This is a genomic window from Pontibacter korlensis (assembly GCF_000973725.1).
Classification (GTDB): domain Bacteria; phylum Bacteroidota; class Bacteroidia; order Cytophagales; family Hymenobacteraceae; genus Pontibacter; species Pontibacter korlensis.
Window position 1 is genome coordinate 4,910,257 of record NZ_CP009621.1, and the last position, 19,678, is coordinate 4,929,934.

Consider the following 19,678-nt stretch of genomic DNA (forward strand, 5'->3'; position numbering starts at 1 on the left):
TTTTATATTGAGTGCTAATTTTTCAGCGGTTTGTTGTAATCACATTAAGTTTCTGGCTCACAAGATCGGTGTTATTGACCTAAAAGTGAGCACCTCCTGACGATAACAAAATACTGATTAACAAGCTGTTGCAACCACATCAAAAATCTCTTTAGAATGACATGCAGTACCTGTTTCAGCTCATAAAGATTGAAACAAGAAGCACTCACTCATTTCATACAATCCAAAATAGTGCAATTTTAGCAGTGCATTCTATTGCTTAAAGAAGCTTCCGTAAGGCCCTAATTGGTGCAGAGCCGATAAACCTTCTGTACAAAAAGGAGCAGCGAAAGAGTAGGTTTAAACCTAAGGAACGGCAGATGCTGTATTATAAATGCAAAGCGTATGGGTGGCCACAGAGGCAAGGTGTGTTTAGGAAAGAGGTTTCATAACCCAGCCAGATGTTTATGAAAAACTACATTTTTGAGAGGAAAGCAGCGAACCTTAAACGAAAAAAGTTGAGAAGAGTACGAATTTGAGCTACATAACTAGCCCAATGACACGTCAAGCACCATCATAATGGTAAAGCCAACGATAAGGCCGAGCACCGCCTGGTCCGTATACTTGTCACGCTGCGTCTCAGGTATCACCTCTTCTACTACCACGTAAATCATGGCTCCGGCAGCAAAAGCAAGTGCGTACGGAAGTATAGGCCGCATGTACGTAACGGCAGCGGCACCAATAACACCGGCCAATGGCTCTACAATGGCGGACAACTGTCCGTACCAAAAGCCTTTAAGCCGACTAACCCCCAACCGGCGTAATGGCATAGCCACGGCAAATCCTTCCGGAAAGTTTTGCAAGCCGATACCAAAGGCCAATACAATGGCTGAGGTTATAGACACACCGTCTACTCCGTTTGCTGCGGCTCCAAAAAGTACGCCCACAGCAAGTCCTTCAGGTATGTTATGAATAGTGATAGCAAGTATAAGCAAGGTGGGCCGGTGCCAATGGGTAGCGACTCCCTCCTTCTCACTCTCCTTAAAGTTAATGTGCAGGTGCGGAGCCAATTTATCCAGGCCAAATAGGAAGAGTGACCCTCCGAGAAAACCTACGGCTGCCGGCAGCCAGCCAAAGCCAGGATACATCTCCTCCGCATACTCTATGGCAGGGTTAAGCAAAGACCAAAAGCTGGCCGCCAACATCACCCCACCCGTAAAGCCAAGCATAATATCCTGCCATGCCCTGTTCAGATCCCGGAAAAAGAAAACCATAGCAGCACCTAAGGCTGTTACCAACCAGGTAAAAGTAGTAGCAATCAGGGCAGCATAAACAGGGTTTATATCTTTTAGGAGTGACGCAATGCTTTCCATATATATAAATGTATCCGATGGTAATACCTTTTGCCACTACAATAAGTTACCTCATTGATTAGTTACAACAGCTTTAACCTGGTTCTTACATTCTCTGCACCTTTGCTACAAACAGCTGCATCCGCTCATAATGAGAACCTTTCCAGTAAACACGGCAGCAAGAAGGGCAGCGGTAGAACTCGTTAAAGTATAACCTGGTTTTGGGAGGCAGCTCCTCGAGTACTTCCTGCTTTGGCACCTCCTCAACCCGCACATTACACACCAGGCACAGCACAAGCGGGTTAAAACTATGTTGGAGTTTATAGCGCTGCACTACCTCCTCCAGCTGCTCTTCTGTATGCTGGGAGCGTAGCCAATAGCCCCACCTTATACTTTTCTGCTTTAGCAACCCTACGTCGCGTGTCAGTACTACCCGTTTCTCCTCAGCAGCAATTCTGGCAATTTCGCTATCAGAAAGGTCTGTCTTGTAAAAAGTGTCAAAACCCAGCATGCGCAAGCTTTTGGCGAGCGTTCCCAGGTGCACATCCAAAACAAAGCGGTGGGGCGGCGGATTCTGCTCCTCAGAAACATAGCCCGTTGGCCACTCCCGCTCTGCCTGCACCGGGAATATTTCCACCACATCACCTGCCTGTAGTGTGTAGCTGAATAAAACCTTACTTTGATTAACAAGCACCACATCTACCTCCGGGTGCGGAACGCCTATCGCCTCAATAGCATCTTTTATGGCAGGAGATCCTTTAAAAGAGTAGTTAATAGCATGCCCCTTCTGGCGCTTGTGCAGAAAATCATTTAGTGCACCATAAAACCTGAACGTAGCTGCTTGCGGATTCATACCCTCTACTACGAGAGGGAAAATCAGCCGATGGTGCCAGAAGGCAAAAGGCACTGAAACAACCTGCGGGCAGTAGAGATTTAGCTAAAAAGTTTCGGGAGCTGTTGCATTAGCGTGTAGCCACCAAGATAAGCCATCACCAGCACTACCACTACTCCGAAAATAGTAAGCAGTACTGGGTGCCGGTACTGGCCAACAATGGCAGGACGGTAGGCTGCAAAGAGCATAGTACCCAAAGAGATGGGCAGAATAAGACCATTTAAGGAACCGGCAAGTATAAGCAGGCGCACCGGCTGGCCTATGGTTACGAAAACAGCTGTGGACACAACTATAAATCCAATGATCACCCAATTCTCATACTTGCGGATGGTGCTACTAAAGGATTTGATGAAGGATACGGAGGTATAAGCCGAGCCAATAACAGAGGTAACCGCTGCCGAAAGCATCACAATGCCAAAGAGCTTGTACCCTACTTCTCCAGCCGATAGCCTGAACACAGAGGCTGGCGGGTTGGCAGCATCTAACACCAATCCTTTACTTACTACCCCCAGGGCTGCCAGAAAAAGAAAGATCCTGATAAGCGAAGCTACCGTTATGCCTGACACCGCACTGGTATTTACCTGCCCCAGCGACTCCTTTCCTTTCACACCTGCATCCAGCAAACGGTGACCGCCTGCAAACGTAATATAGCCACCCACCGTGCCACCTACTAAGGTCACGATGGCCAGCACATCTACCTCGTCCGGTGAAAAGGTTTTAGCAAGGGCATCTCCTACAGGCGGAGCAGAAGTAACGGCTACATATACTATTAACAGGATCATCAGAAAGCCCATTACCTGGGCGAAGCGATCCATTAGCTTACCAGCTTCTCGTACCAGGAAAACAGCAATCGCAGCAGCGGCAGCTATCATAGCTCCTGTCTCTGAAGAAATTCCCAGCAGCACGTTAAAGCCTAGTCCGGCACCGCCAACATTACCAATATTAAAAGCCAAACCTCCTAGCACGATCAGGAGGGAGATAAAGGCTCCCAGACCCGGAAGTACCATGTTGGCGATATCCTGCGCCCGCTTTTCCGATACCGCAATTACCCGCCACACATTCAGCTGCACCCCTATGTCTAGTATGATGGAGGTGAGTATAACAAAGCCAAAGCTGGCCGCCAACTGCTGCGTAAATACAGTGGTCTGTGTTAGGAAGCCGGGACCAACGGCAGAAGTAGCCATCAAAAAGGCCGCACCTAATAGTACGCTCCAGTTTTTTTTCATAGTGGATTTAGGGTGCTGTAAGGGTGATTCCTTCGGCGGTGAGGCGCTCACGGATGAGTTGAGCAAAGGGAAGCGCTTGCGGGCCGTCCCCGTGGATACAGATTGTCTCCGCTTTTATCGCCACTTCTGCTCCTTGCAGCGATACCACCTTGCCTTCTTTTACCATGCGTAATACCTGCTGCACCGCCACCTCATGGTCCGAAATAAGTGCGTCGGGTTGCAGACGAGCGGTAAGGGTGCCATCCTGCTGATAGGTGCGATCGGCAAAAACTTCGCTGGCTGTTCTAAGGCCATACTTTTCTCCGGCACGAATAAGTTCGCTACCGGCAAGTCCGTAAAGTATAAGCTCAGACCCGACTTTAGATACAGCTTCGGCAATGGCCGCTGCCAGTTGCTGATTCGTGGCTGCCATATTATAAAGTGCTCCGTGCGGTTTAACATGGTGCAGCACTGCTCCCTCGGCTTTGGCAAAACCTGCCAAGGCGCCAACCTGGTATACCACCATATCATACACTTCCTCTGCAGACACAGCCATCTCTCTTCTTCCGAAACCTGTCAGATCAGGCAAGCCGGGGTGGGCGCCAACAGCCACGCCTCTTTCCAGTGCCAGCCGCAGGGTCTTTTTCATAGTGGCAGGATCACCGGCATGGTAACCACAGGCAATATTAGCTGAGCTCACATGCTGCAGCAGCTCGCTGTCATTGCCCATATGCCACGCCCCAAAGCTCTCGCCCATGTCGCAGTTCAGGTCAACGTAAAGTTGATTCATACTTGGTTAAGCTTATAATGGATAGCCTGCTTCAGCGCAAGCACCTGTTTTTCCTGTTGATAGTATAACTGGTGTGCCTCTTCCAGGCTTACCTCTTCAAATCGAATGATGCTGCCGGGTTGCACCTGTGCCAGCTTCGAAAGATCGGCCAATATAACCTGGGCAATGCGTGGGTAACCTCCGGTGGTTTGGCAATCAGCCATGAGGATGATCGGGTTACCTTGAGGCGGCACCTGCACCGTTCCGAAACTTACCGCCGTAGACAGCAACTCCCTTTCCTCTGCCAGTGCCAGCATAGTCCCCTGCAGGCGGTAACCCATCCTGTCTGACTGATGGGTGAGTTTATACTTTTGCTCCCAGATGTAGCTCTGGCTGTTCTCAGCAAACCAGTAATACTCCAGCCCCTGCACCGCACGAAGCGTCGGACTTTGTTCATACTTAGGTAGCAGCTCCGGCTCGGGCCACCACAAAGCCTCTGTAAATGTCCCTTCTTTCCCTGTCTGCAGCAACAGTGTACTCAACAGTCGCTTACTGATATCACTTGTTTCACCAAAGCCTAGCTTATCTCCGCTACGCAAGGCTCTACCCTCCAAGCCACCAATTTGGGCACGCAGATACGTTGAGCTACTGCCCATTATTACCGATGCCGCTATACCTCCGGCAACTGCCAGGTAAGAATAATTTCCCTGCTGCGGTCTGCCATAGCGGAGCACACTACCAGCCTTCACCAATATAGGTCTCCAAGGGCGTACGGGTTCGTTATTTATACTTGGGGATAGGTCAGCTCCAGCCAGGGCTATGATACAGTCAGTCTCAAACTGCAGCTCCGGCCCTTGCATTGAAATTTCAAGTACGGCAGCATCTTCCTCATTTCCGACCAGCAGGTTGGCTATGCGCAGCGCAAGTTTATCCATAGCGCCACCAACCACCACACCCTGCTTTTGATGGCCGTAGCGGCCCAGGTCTTGTACAGTTGTAAGCAAGCCCGACTTCTGTATCCTTATACTCATACCTGCTCCTCCTTCCGGGCCAGGTACTGCTCCTCGCTTATCGGCACGAAGCGCACCTCGTCACCTGCATGCAGCAAGCTTGGCTCCTCGCGGTTTGGGTTGAAAAGCAGCAGCGGGGTACGACCAATAAGTTGCCAGCCACCGGGGGTACTGATGGGATATACACCTGTTTGTGCTCCTGCAATGCCTACGCTACCGGTAGGTATACTTGCTCTCGGGTTTGCTTTTCGTGGAGTCGCAATTCTACTGTCCATGCCACCCAGGTACGGAAAGCCAGGAGCAAAGCCGATCATGTGCACCAGGTAAGTTCCACTGCTGTGGATGCGAATAACTTCCTCTGAACTTAAGCCATTATGCGCTGCCACATCCTGTAGATCGGGGCCATACGTACCACCATACACCACCGGCACCTCCACTACCTTGGCAGGTTCAGGATTTATTTCCTCTGCCTGCTCAACCAGCACCTCCAGTTGCCGCACCACTTCACTGTAAGCATCCAGTTTACCCTGCTGGCTCAGTACCCAAGGGTCGTAATAAACAGTGAGAGTGGTGAAGGCAGGTACAAACTCTACCATACCTTTAAAAGGATGCTGCTCCAGAACTTGAGCCACAGCTTGTAGGCGGTGGTGGGTCTTTATATCGATCTCATCTCCTAACTGCAGCTCCACGGCGCTGTCACCTAGCGGGCACAGGAGAAGTGGCGGGTTTTGTGTGATGTCAGGCATACCCCGGTTATACTTGCTGCTTCAGTGGTGGGTTCAGATACAGTTCTTTGTTACGGAACGGAACCAGTGCCAGTACCACTGCCTGTTCATACAGTTCGCGTCTGTCCAGCACGTTCTGCGTCAGGATGCCGATGGCACCCCCTTTTTGCTTGGAGTTAGAGTGGCCAAACACCTGGTCGTCAGCCTCACCTAACTCTATCCCCTGCTCTACGAGTTGCTGCACCGCCTTTGGCAGAAAGAAAGCTCCGGAGCGAGCTTTGCCCAACTGCTCCCGGTCCTGCACCACAACCCATGCAAAAGCTGCCAACTCTCCGTTTGTGGCCTCTACTCCACCTTCTATTCCCACCCAATAATCAGCATCAGGGTACGCAGCCTTAGCCTTGGCAACACGATTCAGTGCTCCCTGCAGCGTCTCCTGGTCTGACATGGGTTGGTCAGCTACGCCAGAGGCAACATTAGCTGGTTCAGGTATAAACTCCGCCTCCGGAAACATACGCTGCAAGCCATCCAGTGCTGCATTAATCTTTACCGGGTTTTTAGAGGCAATAACTACTTTACGTGATGAGGTATTCATGATCTAAGTATATTTCAACGCTCACTTCAGAGCTTTTTATCCTTTACAGAAAGGTGAACTAAATTTGACTTCCTGCCATCTGCAGCATAGCAGGATAATGATTAGCGTTATGCAGAGACTAAACCTTCGGTTGTTCCCCGATAAGGAGACAGTCTTTACATTGCCAAAACTACAATGGCAGCTAAAGCCTGCACCTCCACGCTCTAAAGCATCTTAAAGAAAAGAAATTCTCTGCAGAAGCCCTAATCAGGAGGCAATACTCATCACTTCCGTCAGACAAGCAGCAGGCTTTTGTTATATTTGGGAAGTATGAAGAAAATAAACAGAAACATATTGATAGCCGGCATAGCTTTGATAGGAGCCGGCGAAATAACTTCCTGTAGCAGCACCCGTGCAAGCTCTAATGCCTTACCTGTTGAAACCGGTGTATCTAAAGAACTGGCAGACTACCGCAAGCAGGTGCTAAGCCAAATTGCCTACAACATCAGCCTGCAGATACCGCAGGAGAAACAGCAACCAATTATCGGTAGTGAGACGATTACGTTCAGGCTATCCGACAACAGCAAGCCACTGCAACTCGACTTTAAAGAGGTCCCTGACCACCTGAAAGAAGTATGGGTGAATGGTGCGCAATTGACCGCAAAACTAGAAAATGAACACATCATACTTCCGGCAAAAAACCTGAAGGTGGGCGAAAACGAAGTAAAGATAAACTTCATTGCCGGAGACTTGTCGCTGAACCGTAACCAGGAATACCTGTATACTTTGCTGGTGCCCGACCGTGCCCGTACTGTACTACCTGTATTTGACCAGCCAAACCTAAAGGCTACTTTCAAACTCAGCCTGACATTACCCAAAGACTGGAATGCGCTGGCAAATGGCACCCTGGTAGATTCCACTCTTTCCGAAAACAGCAAAAGCTATACTTTCGCTACCTCGGACACCATCCCGACTTATCTCTTTTCTTTTGCGGCAGGTAAGTTCAAGCACGTACAGCGCGACATGAAGGGCAGGACCATGAACTTCTACCACCGCGAAACTGATACAGCCAAGATACGCGAAAGTATGAATCCGATCTTCCAGCTTCACAGCGATGCTTTGACTTTTTTGGAAGATTATACCCAGATTCCCTACCCTTTCCAGAAGTTTGACTTTGTAGCGATACCAGATTTTCAGTATGGCGGTATGGAGCACGTGGGCGCGATACAGTATAAGGCCTCTACACTCTTTTTAGATGAAGGGGCTACCAAAGACCAGAAAATCTCCCGCTCTAACCTGATTGCACACGAAACGGCGCACATGTGGTTCGGAGACCTGGTGACCATGCAGTGGTTTGATGATGTGTGGATGAAGGAGGTGTTTGCCAACTTTATGGCCGACAAGGTAACACAGGTGGCACTGGAGAACACCAATTATGACATGAAGTTTCTGGTGGACCACTTTCCTGCCGCTTACAGCATCGACCGTACCACAGGAGCCAATCCAATACGCCAGCCCCTGGACAACCTGCAGGATGCCGGTTCTCTTTATGGCAGCATCATTTACCACAAAGCCCCCATTATGATGCGCCAGTTGGAGCGCCTGATGGGGGAAGAAGAGCTGCGAAAAGGATTACAGGAATACCTTAAAACCTACGCCTACCAAAACGCCACCTGGCCAGACCTTATCAGCCTTCTGGATGCCCGCACTCCAGCCGACCTGGCGCAGTGGAACCAGGTGTGGGTGAACGAACCAGGGCGCCCGGTATTTACGCATGAGCTAAAAACCAGCAATGGCAAGATAACGCAGCTGCGGGTATCACAGAAAGGAGAAGATGGCTCTGACAGAGTATGGCCACAGTTTTTCGAGCTAGCTTTGGTGTACCCGGACCGGTTGGAGGAATTGACAGTAGACATGACGAAAAGTGAGGTGCTAATAGATGCCGCAGAAGGTAAACAGGTGCCGCAGTTTATACTGTTCAACTCCACGGGGCAGGGCTACGGAGTGTTTCCAGTGGAGGAGGCGATGCTGCAGCGGCTGTATACTTTGCAAGACCCTGTACAGCGTGCCTCAGCCTACATAAATCTCTACGAGAATATGCTGAACGGGCGCAGCCAAACACCGGAGCAACTTCTCAATTTTTACCAGAAAGGGCTTACGCAGGAGCAGGAAGAGCTAAACGTTAAGCTACTAACCGGGCAACTGAACGATATTTTCTGGGTACTGCTAAACCCTGCACAGCGCCAGCAATATGCTGCACAGCTGGAGCAAAACCTGTGGCAGGCACTGGAGCAGAACCAGGCAACAAACGTAAAAAAGTTGCTGTTCAAGACCTATCAAAGTATAGCCCTTACTAAGCCAGCGCAAGAGAGGCTATACCAGGTATGGCAAAAGCAGACTCCTCCGGCGGGCGTGAAGCTAAATGAGGATGATTATACTTCGCTGGCGCTTGCACTGGCTGTGCGCGATTACCCGGACCAAAACATACTGCAGCAGCAATTGGCTCGCATACAGAACCCGGACCGCAAAAACCGTCTGGAGTTTATGATGCCGGCTCTGTCATCTGATGTGCAGGTTCGAAATGCTTTCTTCGCCTCTCTAAAAGAGGCAGAGAACCGTGAGAAAGAAGCTTGGGTAGCATCTGCTTTAGGATACCTACACCACCCACTGCGTGCCAAGACGTCTGAGAAGTATTTGCCTCAGAGCCTGGAGCTTTTGGAGGAGATTCAGCGCACTGGCGATATCTTCTTTCCATTTAATTGGCTTCGTGCCACCTTTGGCTCTTACCAAACACCAGAAGCAGCCAACGTTGTTCGTGATTTTCTGGCTGCACACCCCCATTATAACCCGAAGCTAAAAGCTAAAATTTTACAGGCTGCGGATAATCTTTTCCGGGCTGAGAAGCTGGTAAAGCAATAGTCAAAAGGAGCCTAAATATTCGGTCCTATAAAGCTATTAGGGAGTAAAAACAAAAAGCGGAAGCCAAATGTGGCCTCCGCTTTTTTATTGGAGATATAGTAAGCTTATTCTTTGATCATCCTTACTGTTTGTGTAGTTTGCTGACTTACCACTTTCAGGTAGTAAGTACCAGACTTCAGTTCTTTGCCACGCAGGTCTAGTCTAGCACTTCCGTTGCGGGCTTGTAGTTTACCGCTGTAAATACTGTTGCCTACTTTGTCATACAGTACCACCTGTAACTCGCCTTCTTCAGCACCTTCCAGACGCACCTCCACATAGTCCTGCACTGGGTTCGGGTAAGCACTCAAGCTTGCTTCTGGAGCAGCAGTAGCTACAGGTTCAGGCGTCTCGGCGTCGCAGGAAGTGCTCGTGCCGCAGCTACCAAAAGTAGCTCCGCGCTGCAGGAATCCTTCTACAGCATGCACAGGCACGCATATTGTCTGGTTCTTTTTACCTGATGTGCTGTGGCAGATCTCCACTTTCTCTTCTCCGTTTCCTTTTGTGCAGCTAACGTTTACCACACAAACCTGCACAGTATCAGTAATAGTACGGCCTTCCGAGTCAGTAACAGTAACAGTGTATACTGTCGTCTCCTCTGGGCAAACCTGTATGCGCTGGCCAGTTTGTCCGTTGCTCCAGGTATAGGTATAAACTCCGGAACCACCTGTGGCTGTACTTGCCGTAAGCGTAGCACAAGCTTGTGGCGCATAACCAAAGTATACTGTCTGCGCATTACCTGCATCCACCGCCAATGGTGTCAGTTCGAAACGAGCTACCACCGGTAAGTGATCGGAGGTAGTGTTTACATAATTAGTGATGTAGTTAAATGGTATCACCAGTGCTTCTGAACCAGGCAGGTACTCATCAAACAACTCATTGCTGATGGTAATATGGTCTATCACATTGTCCTGCGTAATGTATGAGCGCATACCTGCAGCACTCAAGCTGTAAGACAGTACATCATAATCCTCCGCCTGCATAAATAGCTGGTAAGCTGTTTCGCCGCTTCCTATTGAGGCATCCACATCGTCATTATAATCGCCCAGCAGTATAAGGTTAGCGTTAGGGTAATACTGATCCAGTGTATCCTTCAGAGCCTGTACATCATAAGCGCGGCGAGACAAATCAGAGAAGCCTGAGCCAGACTTAGCATGGATGTTGATCAGGTGTATGCGCTCGGTTACCCCCTCCACTGTAGCATCCACAGTTAACATATAAGGCAGCCTACCGCTCGACCAGAAGGAAGAAGCGTCTCCTGAAGGATAGTTGTTTAAAAGATCAGTCTGTCCGGCACGGGCAGCATCATAAAGCTCCTCAAAAATTACACGGTCATCTACCACCGAAATGACTTCTGTATTATAAATAAAGCACAGCTTCTGCGCCGGGAAGCTCGGGTCAGGCCCGTTGAAAGAGTAGGAGTAACGATCAGAGCAAATTCTGGCATAGCCAGGAAGCATATCTACCAACTGCTGCAACTGGTTTTCGTCCGACACCTCCTGCACGGCAATAATGTCAGCGCGTACACTGTCTAACAACCTGGCAGCATTCTGTAATTGAAGTTCCTCATTGTTCGGGCCAAAATCTGGCTGTGTGGCACCAAAGAACTCCATGTTCCAGGTCATTACATCCAAAGTTGTTGAAATTGGAATGTCGCTGCCGGCTGGTTCGTACGACTCTGTGCCTGGCAGGTCGCTCTGGAAACGCGGCAACAACTGCAGGCTTCCTCTAAAGCTGCTCAAAACACCTGTTATTGTTACAGGCTCCTGTGGTTTCAGACGGCCAACAAGATCTTCTGCATCGATGCGCAGCGCCAGTGTACCTGTAGCATCTGTAATCTGGTAATTACTCTCCGGGAAAAGCAGGCCATCTGTGTCTACAAAAGAAGCGTCAGGTATAGTTATCAGCCTTCCCTCTAGCTGACCAAGCGCTGCTATACTTGTCACAACTGGTTCGATTGGTGCTGATGCTGGGCCAAAGTTCTCCAGCTCCGTTACGTTTACCAGCTCCGGCATTTGGTTGAACAGTTCTACTGTTGCTGTTATCTGGATAGAATCGCCAATAGCAAAGGCGTCTGGTGCATGTACCTGCTGGTCATATACGGCTATACCTCCTGTTTCATCTTGCAAGTAAGCTGGGCCTCCGAACTGGTCTGTAGCTGTAAGTACACCACTTACAGTTACAGCTGTGCCCACAGGTAATGTTCTGGCCTCAGCTATGCTTCCCTCCTGCGGTTCTTCCGGGTCTGGGTTACTGGTGCCACCGCCAAAGCTTTGGCCTGTATTTATTGCATTGTATGTGCTGGCGATAGGTCCGCTCCAGGTAAAGTCCCTGTATGCTGTTCCGGTACCTGTTAGCTGCAAGGAAAAGTTAACCGGCGTTGAAGATCCCTCTGTTACCCCGATAGCTTCGCTGGTAAGACCGTTAGCAGGTCCTGCAGTAGCAATCATGGCTCCTTCGTAGCTCAGGAACTCTACCACTTCCCCATCAGGGTTTACCAGCGCCAGACCATCCGGAGCACCATTTTGCAAACCATTTACCGGGAAGAAAATCGCTCCGTAACCATTGTCCTGATTTGGGATGATACCGCTCATGTTAATAGTGGCATACACACCACCTCCGTTGCCGTTGTAGGCTACCAACTGCCAACCACTTAGATCGGCACCGGCGTTGCCAGCAACCTCTACTCCTTCGTTAGCGTCCGTACCATCATTATCGTAGTGAATTTCATTGATGAACACTACATCCTGCAACGGCAGGAAAGTCTGGCCGGTATTAACGGCACCGTAAGTAGAGGCACTGCTCGGAGCCCAGGTAAAGTCAGCATAGGCAGAGCCGGCACCAGTTAGCTGCAACGAGTAGCCTACAGGAGAATCTGAAGGTTGTGCCACCTCAATATCGGTGCTCATCATGCCATCGGCAGGACCACCAACAGCTGAAAAGGCACCTTCATAGCTCAGGAACTGCACTACTTCACCAGCTGCATCAACAAGTGCTATACCATCGGGAGAACCGTTTTGGAGACCCGCTATCGGGAAAAACACAGTTCCGAAACCTGACTGTTGTGCAGGTATGATTCCGCTAAGGTTAGTGGTTGAGTAGCTGGCACCGTTGTTACCATTGTAGCCAATCAGCTGCCAGCCGCTCAGGTCAGTACCCGCCAGGCCAGCTATTTCCACGCCTTCACCTGTATCGGTGCTGGCATTATCATAGTGTATTTCGTTGATGAAAACAATGGTGGTAGATGGCTGAGGTTCCGGCTCAGGCTCCGGGTCGGGATCTGTGTCACCGCCTAACGGGAGAATTTGGTTAGTGTTTGCCCCTCCAAAAGTACTCTCTGAAGCAGCCTCCCAGGTGAAGTCAGGGTACTCACCACCCCCACCTGCCAGCTGAAGGGAAAAATTCTCAGGCTCGGTTCCAGTCTCGCTAACACCTATGTCCTGGCTCGTCATACCATCGGCAGGTCCTCCAATGGCTGTCATGGTGCCTTCGTAGCTTAAGAACTGAACCACTTCGCCAGCGCCATTAACCAAGGCTATACCATCAGGAGAGCCATTCTGGATGCCATTGCTGGGATAATTTACCACCACAAAGCCATGGTAATGCACCCCGTCCCCAGGGATTTCGCCTGATAGACTATTGGTGTTGTAAACGCTTCCATTACTGCCGTTGTACAGCACCAGGCTCCAGCCTGTGAGGTCGGTACCCGCAGGCCCCATGATCTCGATGGCTTCGTTTACATCGGTACTGGCATTATCGTAGTGGATTTCGTTGATAAAAACGCTCTGCGCTGTGGCGGTTGTTGTGCAGCATAAACAGGCAAGCAGGCACAAAAGCTGCAACCTCTGTAAAAAGTGTTTCATGCGACAGGATTTATTAGGATTAACAATCGGTATCAAGCTCATGCACTATAGCTCCCTTTATCGCATCCTATCACAGCCCGCTATAGTACCTTACAGGCAAATGTACTACAACTAAGCTATTTAGTCACAGCAACTTATGTTTCCTTTTTATTAAGAAGTAGTTAACGTGGCTAATAAGTACAACGTTTTGCAACTGTAACATCCGACAATAAAAAAAGCCCCTCTGTTTCCAGAGAGGCTTTTTTTATTTTATGCTTGATGGATTACACCAGGATTCTTACCGGGTTTTCCAACAGGTTCTTGAACGTCTGCAGGAAGGCAGATCCCACAGCACCGTCAACTACGCGGTGGTCGCAAGACAAGGTAACTTTCATCACGTTTCCGATCTGGATGTTACCATTTTTCACAACCGGCACTTGCTTAATGCCACCAACGGCCATGATGCAAGCATCTGGTGGGTTGATGATGGCTGTGAACTCCTCGATACCGAACATACCCAGGTTAGAGATGGTGAAGGTATTTCCTTCCCACTCTGAAGGCTGAAGCTTCTTGTTCTTCGCTTTGCCACCAAGCTCTTTCACCTCTGCAGAGATAGCAGAAAGCGACTTATAGTCAGCATTGCGAACCACTGGTACCAACAGGCCTTCTTCTACCGCTACTGCTACACCAATATTGATGTGCTTGTTGTAACGAATCTTATCGCCTAACCAGGATGAGTTAACTGCAGGGTGCTGACGAAGTGCAGCAGCTGCAGCTTTGATCACCAGGTCGTTGAACGATATCTTCACCGGAGAAACCTCGTTGATGCTGGCACGTGCCTCCATGGCTTTGTCCATATCGATCTCCATGGTCAGGTAGAAGTGCGGCGCAGAAAACTTGCTTTCAGCAAGACGACGTGCAATTACCTTGCGCATCTGCGATACATTCACTTCCTCGTAAGACTCGCCCGGTGCACCAGGTATAGCTGAAGGCGCAGCTGTAGTTTGAGGAGCAGCAGCTTTTTGTGGCGCAGCGGATGGCGTAAAGCTCTCCACATCGCGCAGCACGATACGGCCACCCTCTCCGGTTCCTTTTATTTGAGATAAACTATAGCCTTTTTCCTTAGCAACACGCTTCGCCAAAGGAGAAGCCTTGATACGGCCATTCTCAGAAGTATCGGCAGCACCTTGCTCAACAGCTCCTGGTCCAGGTACTTCAGTCTCCTGTACTTTATCAGAAGTGGCAGCATCTACTCCAGCCTGTACAGCCTCGTCAGTTTTAGCGTTCTCTTCACGATCTTCTCTGTTAGAAGAAGCAGCGTTCAGAAGCGCCTTGTAGTCTGCACCCTCTTCACCAATAATGGCAATGATGGCATCAACAGCTACAGAATCACCTTCTTTAACACCAATGTATAGTAGCGTTCCGTCTTCGTAAGACTCCAGCTCCATGGTAGCTTTATCAGTTTCTACCTCGGCCAGGATGTCACCAGACTTCACTTTATCACCTTCTTTTTTCTGCCAGCTAACAAGTACACCTTCAGTCATGGTGTCGCTCATTTTCGGCATGCGGATAACAGAAGCCTTGATATTGCTTACATCAACTCCAGGGTTTGCCGGCGCTTCCTCTGCAGCAGCGGCTGGCTTGGTTTCAGTCTTTTTCTCTTCCTGCTTCTCTTCTTTAGCAGCAGCTGGTGCGCCGCCACCTTTCACCTCGTTCAGCAGGCCTGAAATATCCTCGCCTTCTTTACCAATAATCGCTATTACAGCGTCTACCGGCACAGCATCACCCTTTTTAGGGCCGATGTACAGCAGTGTACCATCTTCATAGGATTCCAGCTCCATAGTAGCCTTATCGGTCTCTACTTCGGCCAGGATGTCGCCGGAGCTCACCTTATCGCCTTCTTTTTTCAACCAAGATGCAATCACCCCCTCCGTCATCGTGTCGCTCATCTTGGGCATTCTTATAACTTCAGCCATAAATTTCGTGTTGTTTTATTCGCCCAATAGGTCTTGTATTATCCGCCCCAAAATTAGATTTAAAAATATTTTATTCAAACTATGTTCGCAGACAAATGCAAGCTTTACCTGGATAGCAGGTATTTTAACTTAAAATCATCCGCCCCACAGCTCCGAGGAGCAAGTTACACAATCAAGCTTAATTTCTAAAGCTTCAGTATATTACTTCTGCGTTATTCCCTCGGCAGGCACCTGTAGGTGCGCCACATCGCAATACTTCCTTACCGCAAACATGCTTCCGGTGTAGTCCAGCTCGTAGAGGCACAGGTTTTCATGGCGGAACTCATCCATGCAACGCAGCGGGTAACGCAAGAGCTGGCACAGTAAGATTCTCATCGCACGGCCATGCATACAAACCAGAATGGTTTCTTCCTCAGGCCTGCTCAGCATCAGGTCTATAAACGGCTTCTGTCGCTCATATACCAAATCCGGACTCTCACCACCTTCAATGCAAATGCCTGTGTTGCCATCGCACCAGGTTTGCAGTATGCCATGGTAGTAAGCATCCTCCTCCGGAGTAATGCGGGTGCCCTCGCGCGTGCCCCAGTTGATCTCGTTTAGCCCGGCGTGTTTCTCGTGCGGAATGCCCAGATCAATAAACCGCTGTACCGACTGTATACTGCGCTGCAGCGTGGAAGTATAAACTTTGTCGAACTTAACGTCCTTATACTTCTGATAAAAGAGCTCTGCCTGGCGCTGGCCTGTGGCATTCAAAGGTGCATCTACACCACTGCCCTGCACAATGCTCTGCAGGTTGTAGTCGGTTTGCCCGTGGCGGATGAGGTATACTTTCTTAATACTCAAAATTCTTCTACTTTTGCCTTCTTATATTAATCAGCGCGAATTTAGTCATCGCAGCTTATGGATAAAAATACTGATACGGTAGAGCGGGTAAAACAGTGGTGTAAAAACACCATGATCGACCACCTGGGCATTGAAATAACTGAAGTGAGCGAAGGCTACATCTGCGGCAAAATGCCTGTAGACCAGCGCACACACCAGCCTATGGGCCTGCTACATGGCGGAGCTTCTGTAGTACTGGCCGAATCTTTAGGAAGTTTGGGAGCCGCTCTTCGGGTAGATTTAACAAAAAAAGCCTGTGTTGGTTTAGAGATAAATGCCAACCACCTGCGCGGTGCGCGCGAAGGCTGGGTTTATGGCAAAGCTACCCCTATTCATGTAGGCCGCAGTACCCAGGTGTGGGAAATTAAAATTACCAACGAGGGTGGTGATTTGGTGTGCATCAGCCGCATGACGGTAGCCGTAATCGACAAAAAATAACTTATTGAGGCTACACATGCCTCGGGAGATAACATTATGGGTACAGATACCCGCGTGTATACTTTACAGGATATTTTCAGGGCAGCCATCGCCGGGCAAAAGGCGGTGGCTGTCTGGCGCTTGCCCAATACGGATACCGTACAAGCATGCGTACAACTGGGGAAACAGTTTACAACCGGGCAGCCACAACTCGAGACAAGCCCTTTTGGTTTTTTCTTTTGCCCTTTCCAGACCTCCAGGCAGAACCAAAACCTCTTTATCAAAGGAGATTTATACTTTGACGGAGATGATTTGGTAACGGCAGCTGATGCACCTGCACAGCAACTGGACAGCTTCTTAAAGCTGCTACAGCAGGAGCAACAGAACGATAGCTGGCATCCCTCCGCTGATGATGAAAACCACACCTGCCAGACGGAGCAAGGTTTTATTGATGCCGTAACTAAGGCTGTGGCAGCCATACAGGCAGAAGAGATGGAAAAGGTGGTGCTATCCAGAAACAACCGTATACAGTTGCCAGACCAGTTCTCCCCTATTGCCGCGTTGAAGTCTATGGCAGCCGCTTACCCTAGAGCTTTTATATCGCTAGTCTCAATACCGGGAGTTGGTACCTGGATGGGAGCCTCTCCTGAGATATTGGTTAGCATAAATGAGCAACAGGTATTTCATACTATGGCCCTGGCAGGCACACAAACCGCTGTTGAGAATGTGGCCGATGCCATCTGGCGGCAGAAGGAAATTGAGGAGCAGGCCATGGTAGAGCGATATATCCTGAGCTGTTTTAAAAAGCTGCGCCTCCGCGACTACAACGAGGTAGGCCCCAGAACAGTAATTGCCGGAAACCTGATGCACCTGCGCACCGATTTTAAGGTAAATCTGAGGGATGTGCACTTCCCTACCCTGGGTACAGACATGCTGGAGCTGCTGCATCCTACCTCAGCCGTTTGCGGACTGCCTAAGGAGCCTGCACTACAATTTATACTTGCCCACGAGGGTTATAACCGCAGCTACTACAGCGGCTATCTAGGGCCAGTTAATGGCTCTAACGGCACACACCTGTACGTAAACCTGCGCTGCATGGAACTGCTGGAGCACGAGGCTATACTTTATGCCGGTGCCGGTATAACCGAAGCCTCCGACCCACAGAAAGAGTGGCAGGAAACACAGCATAAAATGCAAACCATGCGGGAGATACTTTCTATTTTTGGGTGAGTAAATGTGCTAACACTTCGTATTAGCTGAGGTAGTGCTAAATAGCAAGCGATGCTTCACCTTAGCAGAAACAGCAGCCTATCCTCATTCTTTAAACCACCCGTTATACAACCATCATGATCATACAACCTGTTGTTAATGTTGCTGAGATTTGTGCCCGTAAGGGTGTGGAGCAGGTAGTGCTGTCGCCGGGTTCTCGCTGTGCCCCGCTAACGATTGCCTTCGCACGCCACCCAAAACTTACAGTGCGAACCATAAGCGATGAACGAGCTGCAGCCTTTATAGCACTAGGCCTTGCCCTTAAAACAGGAAAACCAACTGTGCTGGTATGCACCTCAGGCACGGCAGCTTTAAACTATGCGCCGGCTGTGGCTGAAGCGTATTTTCAGCAGGTGCCTTTGCTTATACTTACAGCCGACCGACCACCCGAGTGGATCGACCAGTTGGATGGGCAGACAATTCGTCAGCAGAATGTTTTTGGGCAGCATATAAAGCAAAGCCACAGCTTTCCGGTAGACTTCTCTCACCCTGATGCCGTGTGGCACAGTGAGCGTATGGTATCAGATGCGCTGAACGAGGCAGTAGCTTTTCCTGCCGGACCGGTACACATCAACATGCCGCTACGGGAGCCCTTCTACCCTGCTCCAGGCGAGGAACTGAATTTTGATGCACAGGTAAAGGTAATTGAGGAGGAGCCGCAGAGCTTTGAACTGGGCCAGGCACAGGCAATAAAGCTGCAGCAGGAAATTCTGAAGTATAAAAAAGTAGTAGTATTGGCGGGCCACGATCAGCGCCAGGAGGCACTGCTTCAAAATCTGAATACCTTTGCCCGATCAACAGGTGCTGTGGTGGTTGGCGACCTCATCAGCAATACTTATGAGCTGCCACAGGTGGTACGTTACCAGGATATCATCTTTGCAAATCCTGACATGGAGCAACTAACAAAGCTACAGCCTGACCTGCTTATTACCTTTGGCAAGTCTAGTATCTCAAAGGCACTGAAGCTGTACCTGCGCCAGTATAAGCCTGTGGCTCACTGGCACCTGCAGCCAGCTGGCCAGGTGGCCGATACTTTCCAAACGCTTACTAAGATTATTCGCTGTTCACCGCAAAGCTTTTTTGCAGGCATGGCTGGCAGTGTAAAAACAGAAAGTGATTTCGCTGATACCTGGGTGCAGGCAAATAATGTAGCTGCAAGCTTTATTCAAAACTATACCAGTGAAGCCGCCTTTAGTGAGCTACCTGTGGTGGCACGGGTGCTACAGGCTTTGCCTTCTAAAAGCAACCTGCACCTGGCAAACTCAATGTCGGTGCGCTATGCAAATATCATAGGGCTTTCGGCAAAACAACAAGTAGAAGTTTATGCTAACCGCGGCACCAGCGGCATTGATGGCAGCACCAGCACCACTGTTGGCTGTGCCTTGGCAAGCACCGACATCAACACCCTTCTAAGCGGAGACTTGGCATTCTTTTACGACCGCAATGCGCTATGGCACAACTACCTGCCGCAAAACCTTCGCATCGTGTTGCTCAACAACCATGCTGGGGGTATTTTTAGGTTGATAGACGGCCCTAAGCAGCAACCGGAGCTGGCACCATACTTTGAAACGCACCAAGCCTTGAATGCTGAGAATACTGCCAAGGACTTTGGCATGCGCTATACATCTGTCCAATCGTTACAAGAACTGGAACAGGCCTTACCTGCTTTTTTTGCCGCTGATGCAGGGGCAGGTATACTGGAAATTTTCACCAACAGTGCAGCTAATGCTGAGGCTTTCGAGCAGTACAGAAAGGCGGTAAGGCAATTACAGCTATAGTTTCGGGATCCTTACAAAATAGTCTTAAGGCCTTCTTTGCAAGCACGCAAAGG

General features: G+C 49.6%; 14 protein-coding genes. 4 read left to right on the forward strand and 10 right to left on the reverse strand.

What is annotated here, in order from left to right; genetic code table 11:
- Positions 1–527 precede the first annotated feature (527 nt).
- From PKOR_RS21070 to yjjX, 7 genes are all read right to left on the reverse strand, one after another.
- Positions 528–1,352, reverse strand: a complete 825-nt coding sequence (locus PKOR_RS21070) for a ZIP family metal transporter (protein WP_046313310.1) — start codon at positions 1,350–1,352, stop codon at positions 528–530.
- Positions 1,353–1,437: 85 nt separating this feature from the next.
- Positions 1,438–2,184 carry a Mut7-C RNAse domain-containing protein gene (locus PKOR_RS21075; RefSeq protein WP_046314729.1) on the reverse strand — a complete coding sequence of 249 codons (747 nt, stop codon included), beginning with the start codon at positions 2,182–2,184 and terminating at the stop codon, positions 1,438–1,440.
- An 80-nt stretch (positions 2,185–2,264) separates the two neighbouring features.
- Entirely contained in the window at positions 2,265–3,449 is a 1,185-nt protein-coding gene (locus PKOR_RS21080; RefSeq protein WP_046313311.1) for an NRAMP family divalent metal transporter, read from the reverse strand.
- Positions 3,450–3,456: 7 nt separating this feature from the next.
- Positions 3,457–4,218, reverse strand: coding sequence for a LamB/YcsF family protein (locus PKOR_RS21085; RefSeq protein WP_046313314.1), 762 nt, complete (start codon positions 4,216–4,218; stop codon positions 3,457–3,459).
- Entirely contained in the window at positions 4,215–5,228 is a 1,014-nt protein-coding gene (locus PKOR_RS21090) for a 5-oxoprolinase subunit C family protein (protein ID WP_046313317.1), read from the reverse strand. Before PKOR_RS21090 ends, PKOR_RS21085 begins: the two co-directional genes overlap by 4 nt.
- Positions 5,225–5,953: a 5-oxoprolinase subunit PxpB gene (gene pxpB / locus PKOR_RS21095; protein ID WP_046313319.1), complete on the reverse strand. Its 729-nt coding sequence runs from the start codon at positions 5,951–5,953 to the stop codon at positions 5,225–5,227. Before pxpB ends, PKOR_RS21090 begins: the two co-directional genes overlap by 4 nt.
- 7 nt (positions 5,954–5,960) lie before the next feature.
- On the reverse strand, positions 5,961–6,527 hold the full coding sequence (gene yjjX, locus PKOR_RS21100; RefSeq protein ID WP_046313320.1) for an inosine/xanthosine triphosphatase: 567 nt from the start codon (positions 6,525–6,527) through the stop codon (positions 5,961–5,963).
- Between the two features lie 309 nt (positions 6,528–6,836).
- Here yjjX and PKOR_RS21105 point away from each other — a divergent pair, with 309 nt between their 5' ends.
- Complete coding sequence (locus tag PKOR_RS21105; protein ID WP_052739002.1) at positions 6,837–9,425, forward strand: M1 family metallopeptidase; 2,589 nt, start codon at positions 6,837–6,839, stop codon at positions 9,423–9,425.
- Between the two features lie 104 nt (positions 9,426–9,529).
- On the opposite strand, the gene PKOR_RS21110 is transcribed toward PKOR_RS21105, so the two are convergent.
- From PKOR_RS21110 to PKOR_RS21120, 3 genes are all read right to left on the reverse strand, one after another.
- Positions 9,530–13,324: a T9SS type A sorting domain-containing protein gene (locus tag PKOR_RS21110; protein WP_046313322.1), complete on the reverse strand. Its 3,795-nt coding sequence runs from the start codon at positions 13,322–13,324 to the stop codon at positions 9,530–9,532.
- Positions 13,325–13,587: 263 nt separating this feature from the next.
- On the reverse strand, positions 13,588–15,279 hold the full coding sequence (locus PKOR_RS21115; RefSeq protein WP_046313323.1) for a pyruvate dehydrogenase complex dihydrolipoamide acetyltransferase: 1,692 nt from the start codon (positions 15,277–15,279) through the stop codon (positions 13,588–13,590).
- A gap of 201 nt (positions 15,280–15,480) precedes the next feature.
- The gene (locus tag PKOR_RS21120; RefSeq protein WP_046313324.1) at positions 15,481–16,122 is read right to left on the reverse strand and encodes a histidine phosphatase family protein; all 642 of its coding nucleotides are present in this window, start codon (positions 16,120–16,122) and stop codon (positions 15,481–15,483) included.
- 57 nt (positions 16,123–16,179) lie between these two features.
- Between PKOR_RS21120 and PKOR_RS21125 the strand changes: the two genes are divergently transcribed.
- The 3 genes from PKOR_RS21125 (at position 16,180) to menD (ending at position 19,625) form a co-directional block, all read left to right on the forward strand.
- Complete coding sequence (locus tag PKOR_RS21125) at positions 16,180–16,599, forward strand: PaaI family thioesterase (RefSeq protein ID WP_046313326.1); 420 nt, start codon at positions 16,180–16,182, stop codon at positions 16,597–16,599.
- Between the two features lie 36 nt (positions 16,600–16,635).
- Complete coding sequence (locus tag PKOR_RS21130; RefSeq protein WP_046313328.1) at positions 16,636–17,808, forward strand: isochorismate synthase; 1,173 nt, start codon at positions 16,636–16,638, stop codon at positions 17,806–17,808.
- Between the two features lie 116 nt (positions 17,809–17,924).
- Positions 17,925–19,625, forward strand: coding sequence for a 2-succinyl-5-enolpyruvyl-6-hydroxy-3-cyclohexene-1-carboxylic-acid synthase (menD, locus tag PKOR_RS21135; protein ID WP_046313329.1), 1,701 nt, complete (start codon positions 17,925–17,927; stop codon positions 19,623–19,625).
- Positions 19,626–19,678: the final 53 nt, after the last annotated feature.

What these genes read in the sequence shown, in the direction of transcription:
- PKOR_RS21130 (WP_046313328.1), top strand. Translation starts at nt 16,636, where the DNA reads ATGGGTACAGATACCCGCGTGTATACTTTACAGGATATTTTCAGGGCA.
- PKOR_RS21090 (WP_046313317.1), bottom strand. Translation starts at nt 5,228, where the DNA reads ATGAGTATAAGGATACAGAAGTCGGGCTTGCTTACAACTGTACAAGAC.
- PKOR_RS21080 (WP_046313311.1), bottom strand. Translation starts at nt 3,449, where the DNA reads ATGAAAAAAAACTGGAGCGTACTATTAGGTGCGGCCTTTTTGATGGCT.
- yjjX (WP_046313320.1), bottom strand. Translation starts at nt 6,527, where the DNA reads ATGAATACCTCATCACGTAAAGTAGTTATTGCCTCTAAAAACCCGGTA.
- PKOR_RS21085 (WP_046313314.1), bottom strand. Translation starts at nt 4,218, where the DNA reads ATGAATCAACTTTACGTTGACCTGAACTGCGACATGGGCGAGAGCTTT.
- PKOR_RS21075 (WP_046314729.1), bottom strand. Translation starts at nt 2,184, where the DNA reads ATGAATCCGCAAGCAGCTACGTTCAGGTTTTATGGTGCACTAAATGAT.
- PKOR_RS21105 (WP_052739002.1), top strand. Translation starts at nt 6,837, where the DNA reads ATGAAGAAAATAAACAGAAACATATTGATAGCCGGCATAGCTTTGATA.
- menD (WP_046313329.1), top strand. Translation starts at nt 17,925, where the DNA reads ATGATCATACAACCTGTTGTTAATGTTGCTGAGATTTGTGCCCGTAAG.
- PKOR_RS21110 (WP_046313322.1), bottom strand. Translation starts at nt 13,324, where the DNA reads ATGAAACACTTTTTACAGAGGTTGCAGCTTTTGTGCCTGCTTGCCTGT.
- pxpB (WP_046313319.1), bottom strand. Translation starts at nt 5,953, where the DNA reads ATGCCTGACATCACACAAAACCCGCCACTTCTCCTGTGCCCGCTAGGT.
- PKOR_RS21115 (WP_046313323.1), bottom strand. Translation starts at nt 15,279, where the DNA reads ATGGCTGAAGTTATAAGAATGCCCAAGATGAGCGACACGATGACGGAG.
- PKOR_RS21070 (WP_046313310.1), bottom strand. Translation starts at nt 1,352, where the DNA reads ATGGAAAGCATTGCGTCACTCCTAAAAGATATAAACCCTGTTTATGCT.
- PKOR_RS21125 (WP_046313326.1), top strand. Translation starts at nt 16,180, where the DNA reads ATGGATAAAAATACTGATACGGTAGAGCGGGTAAAACAGTGGTGTAAA.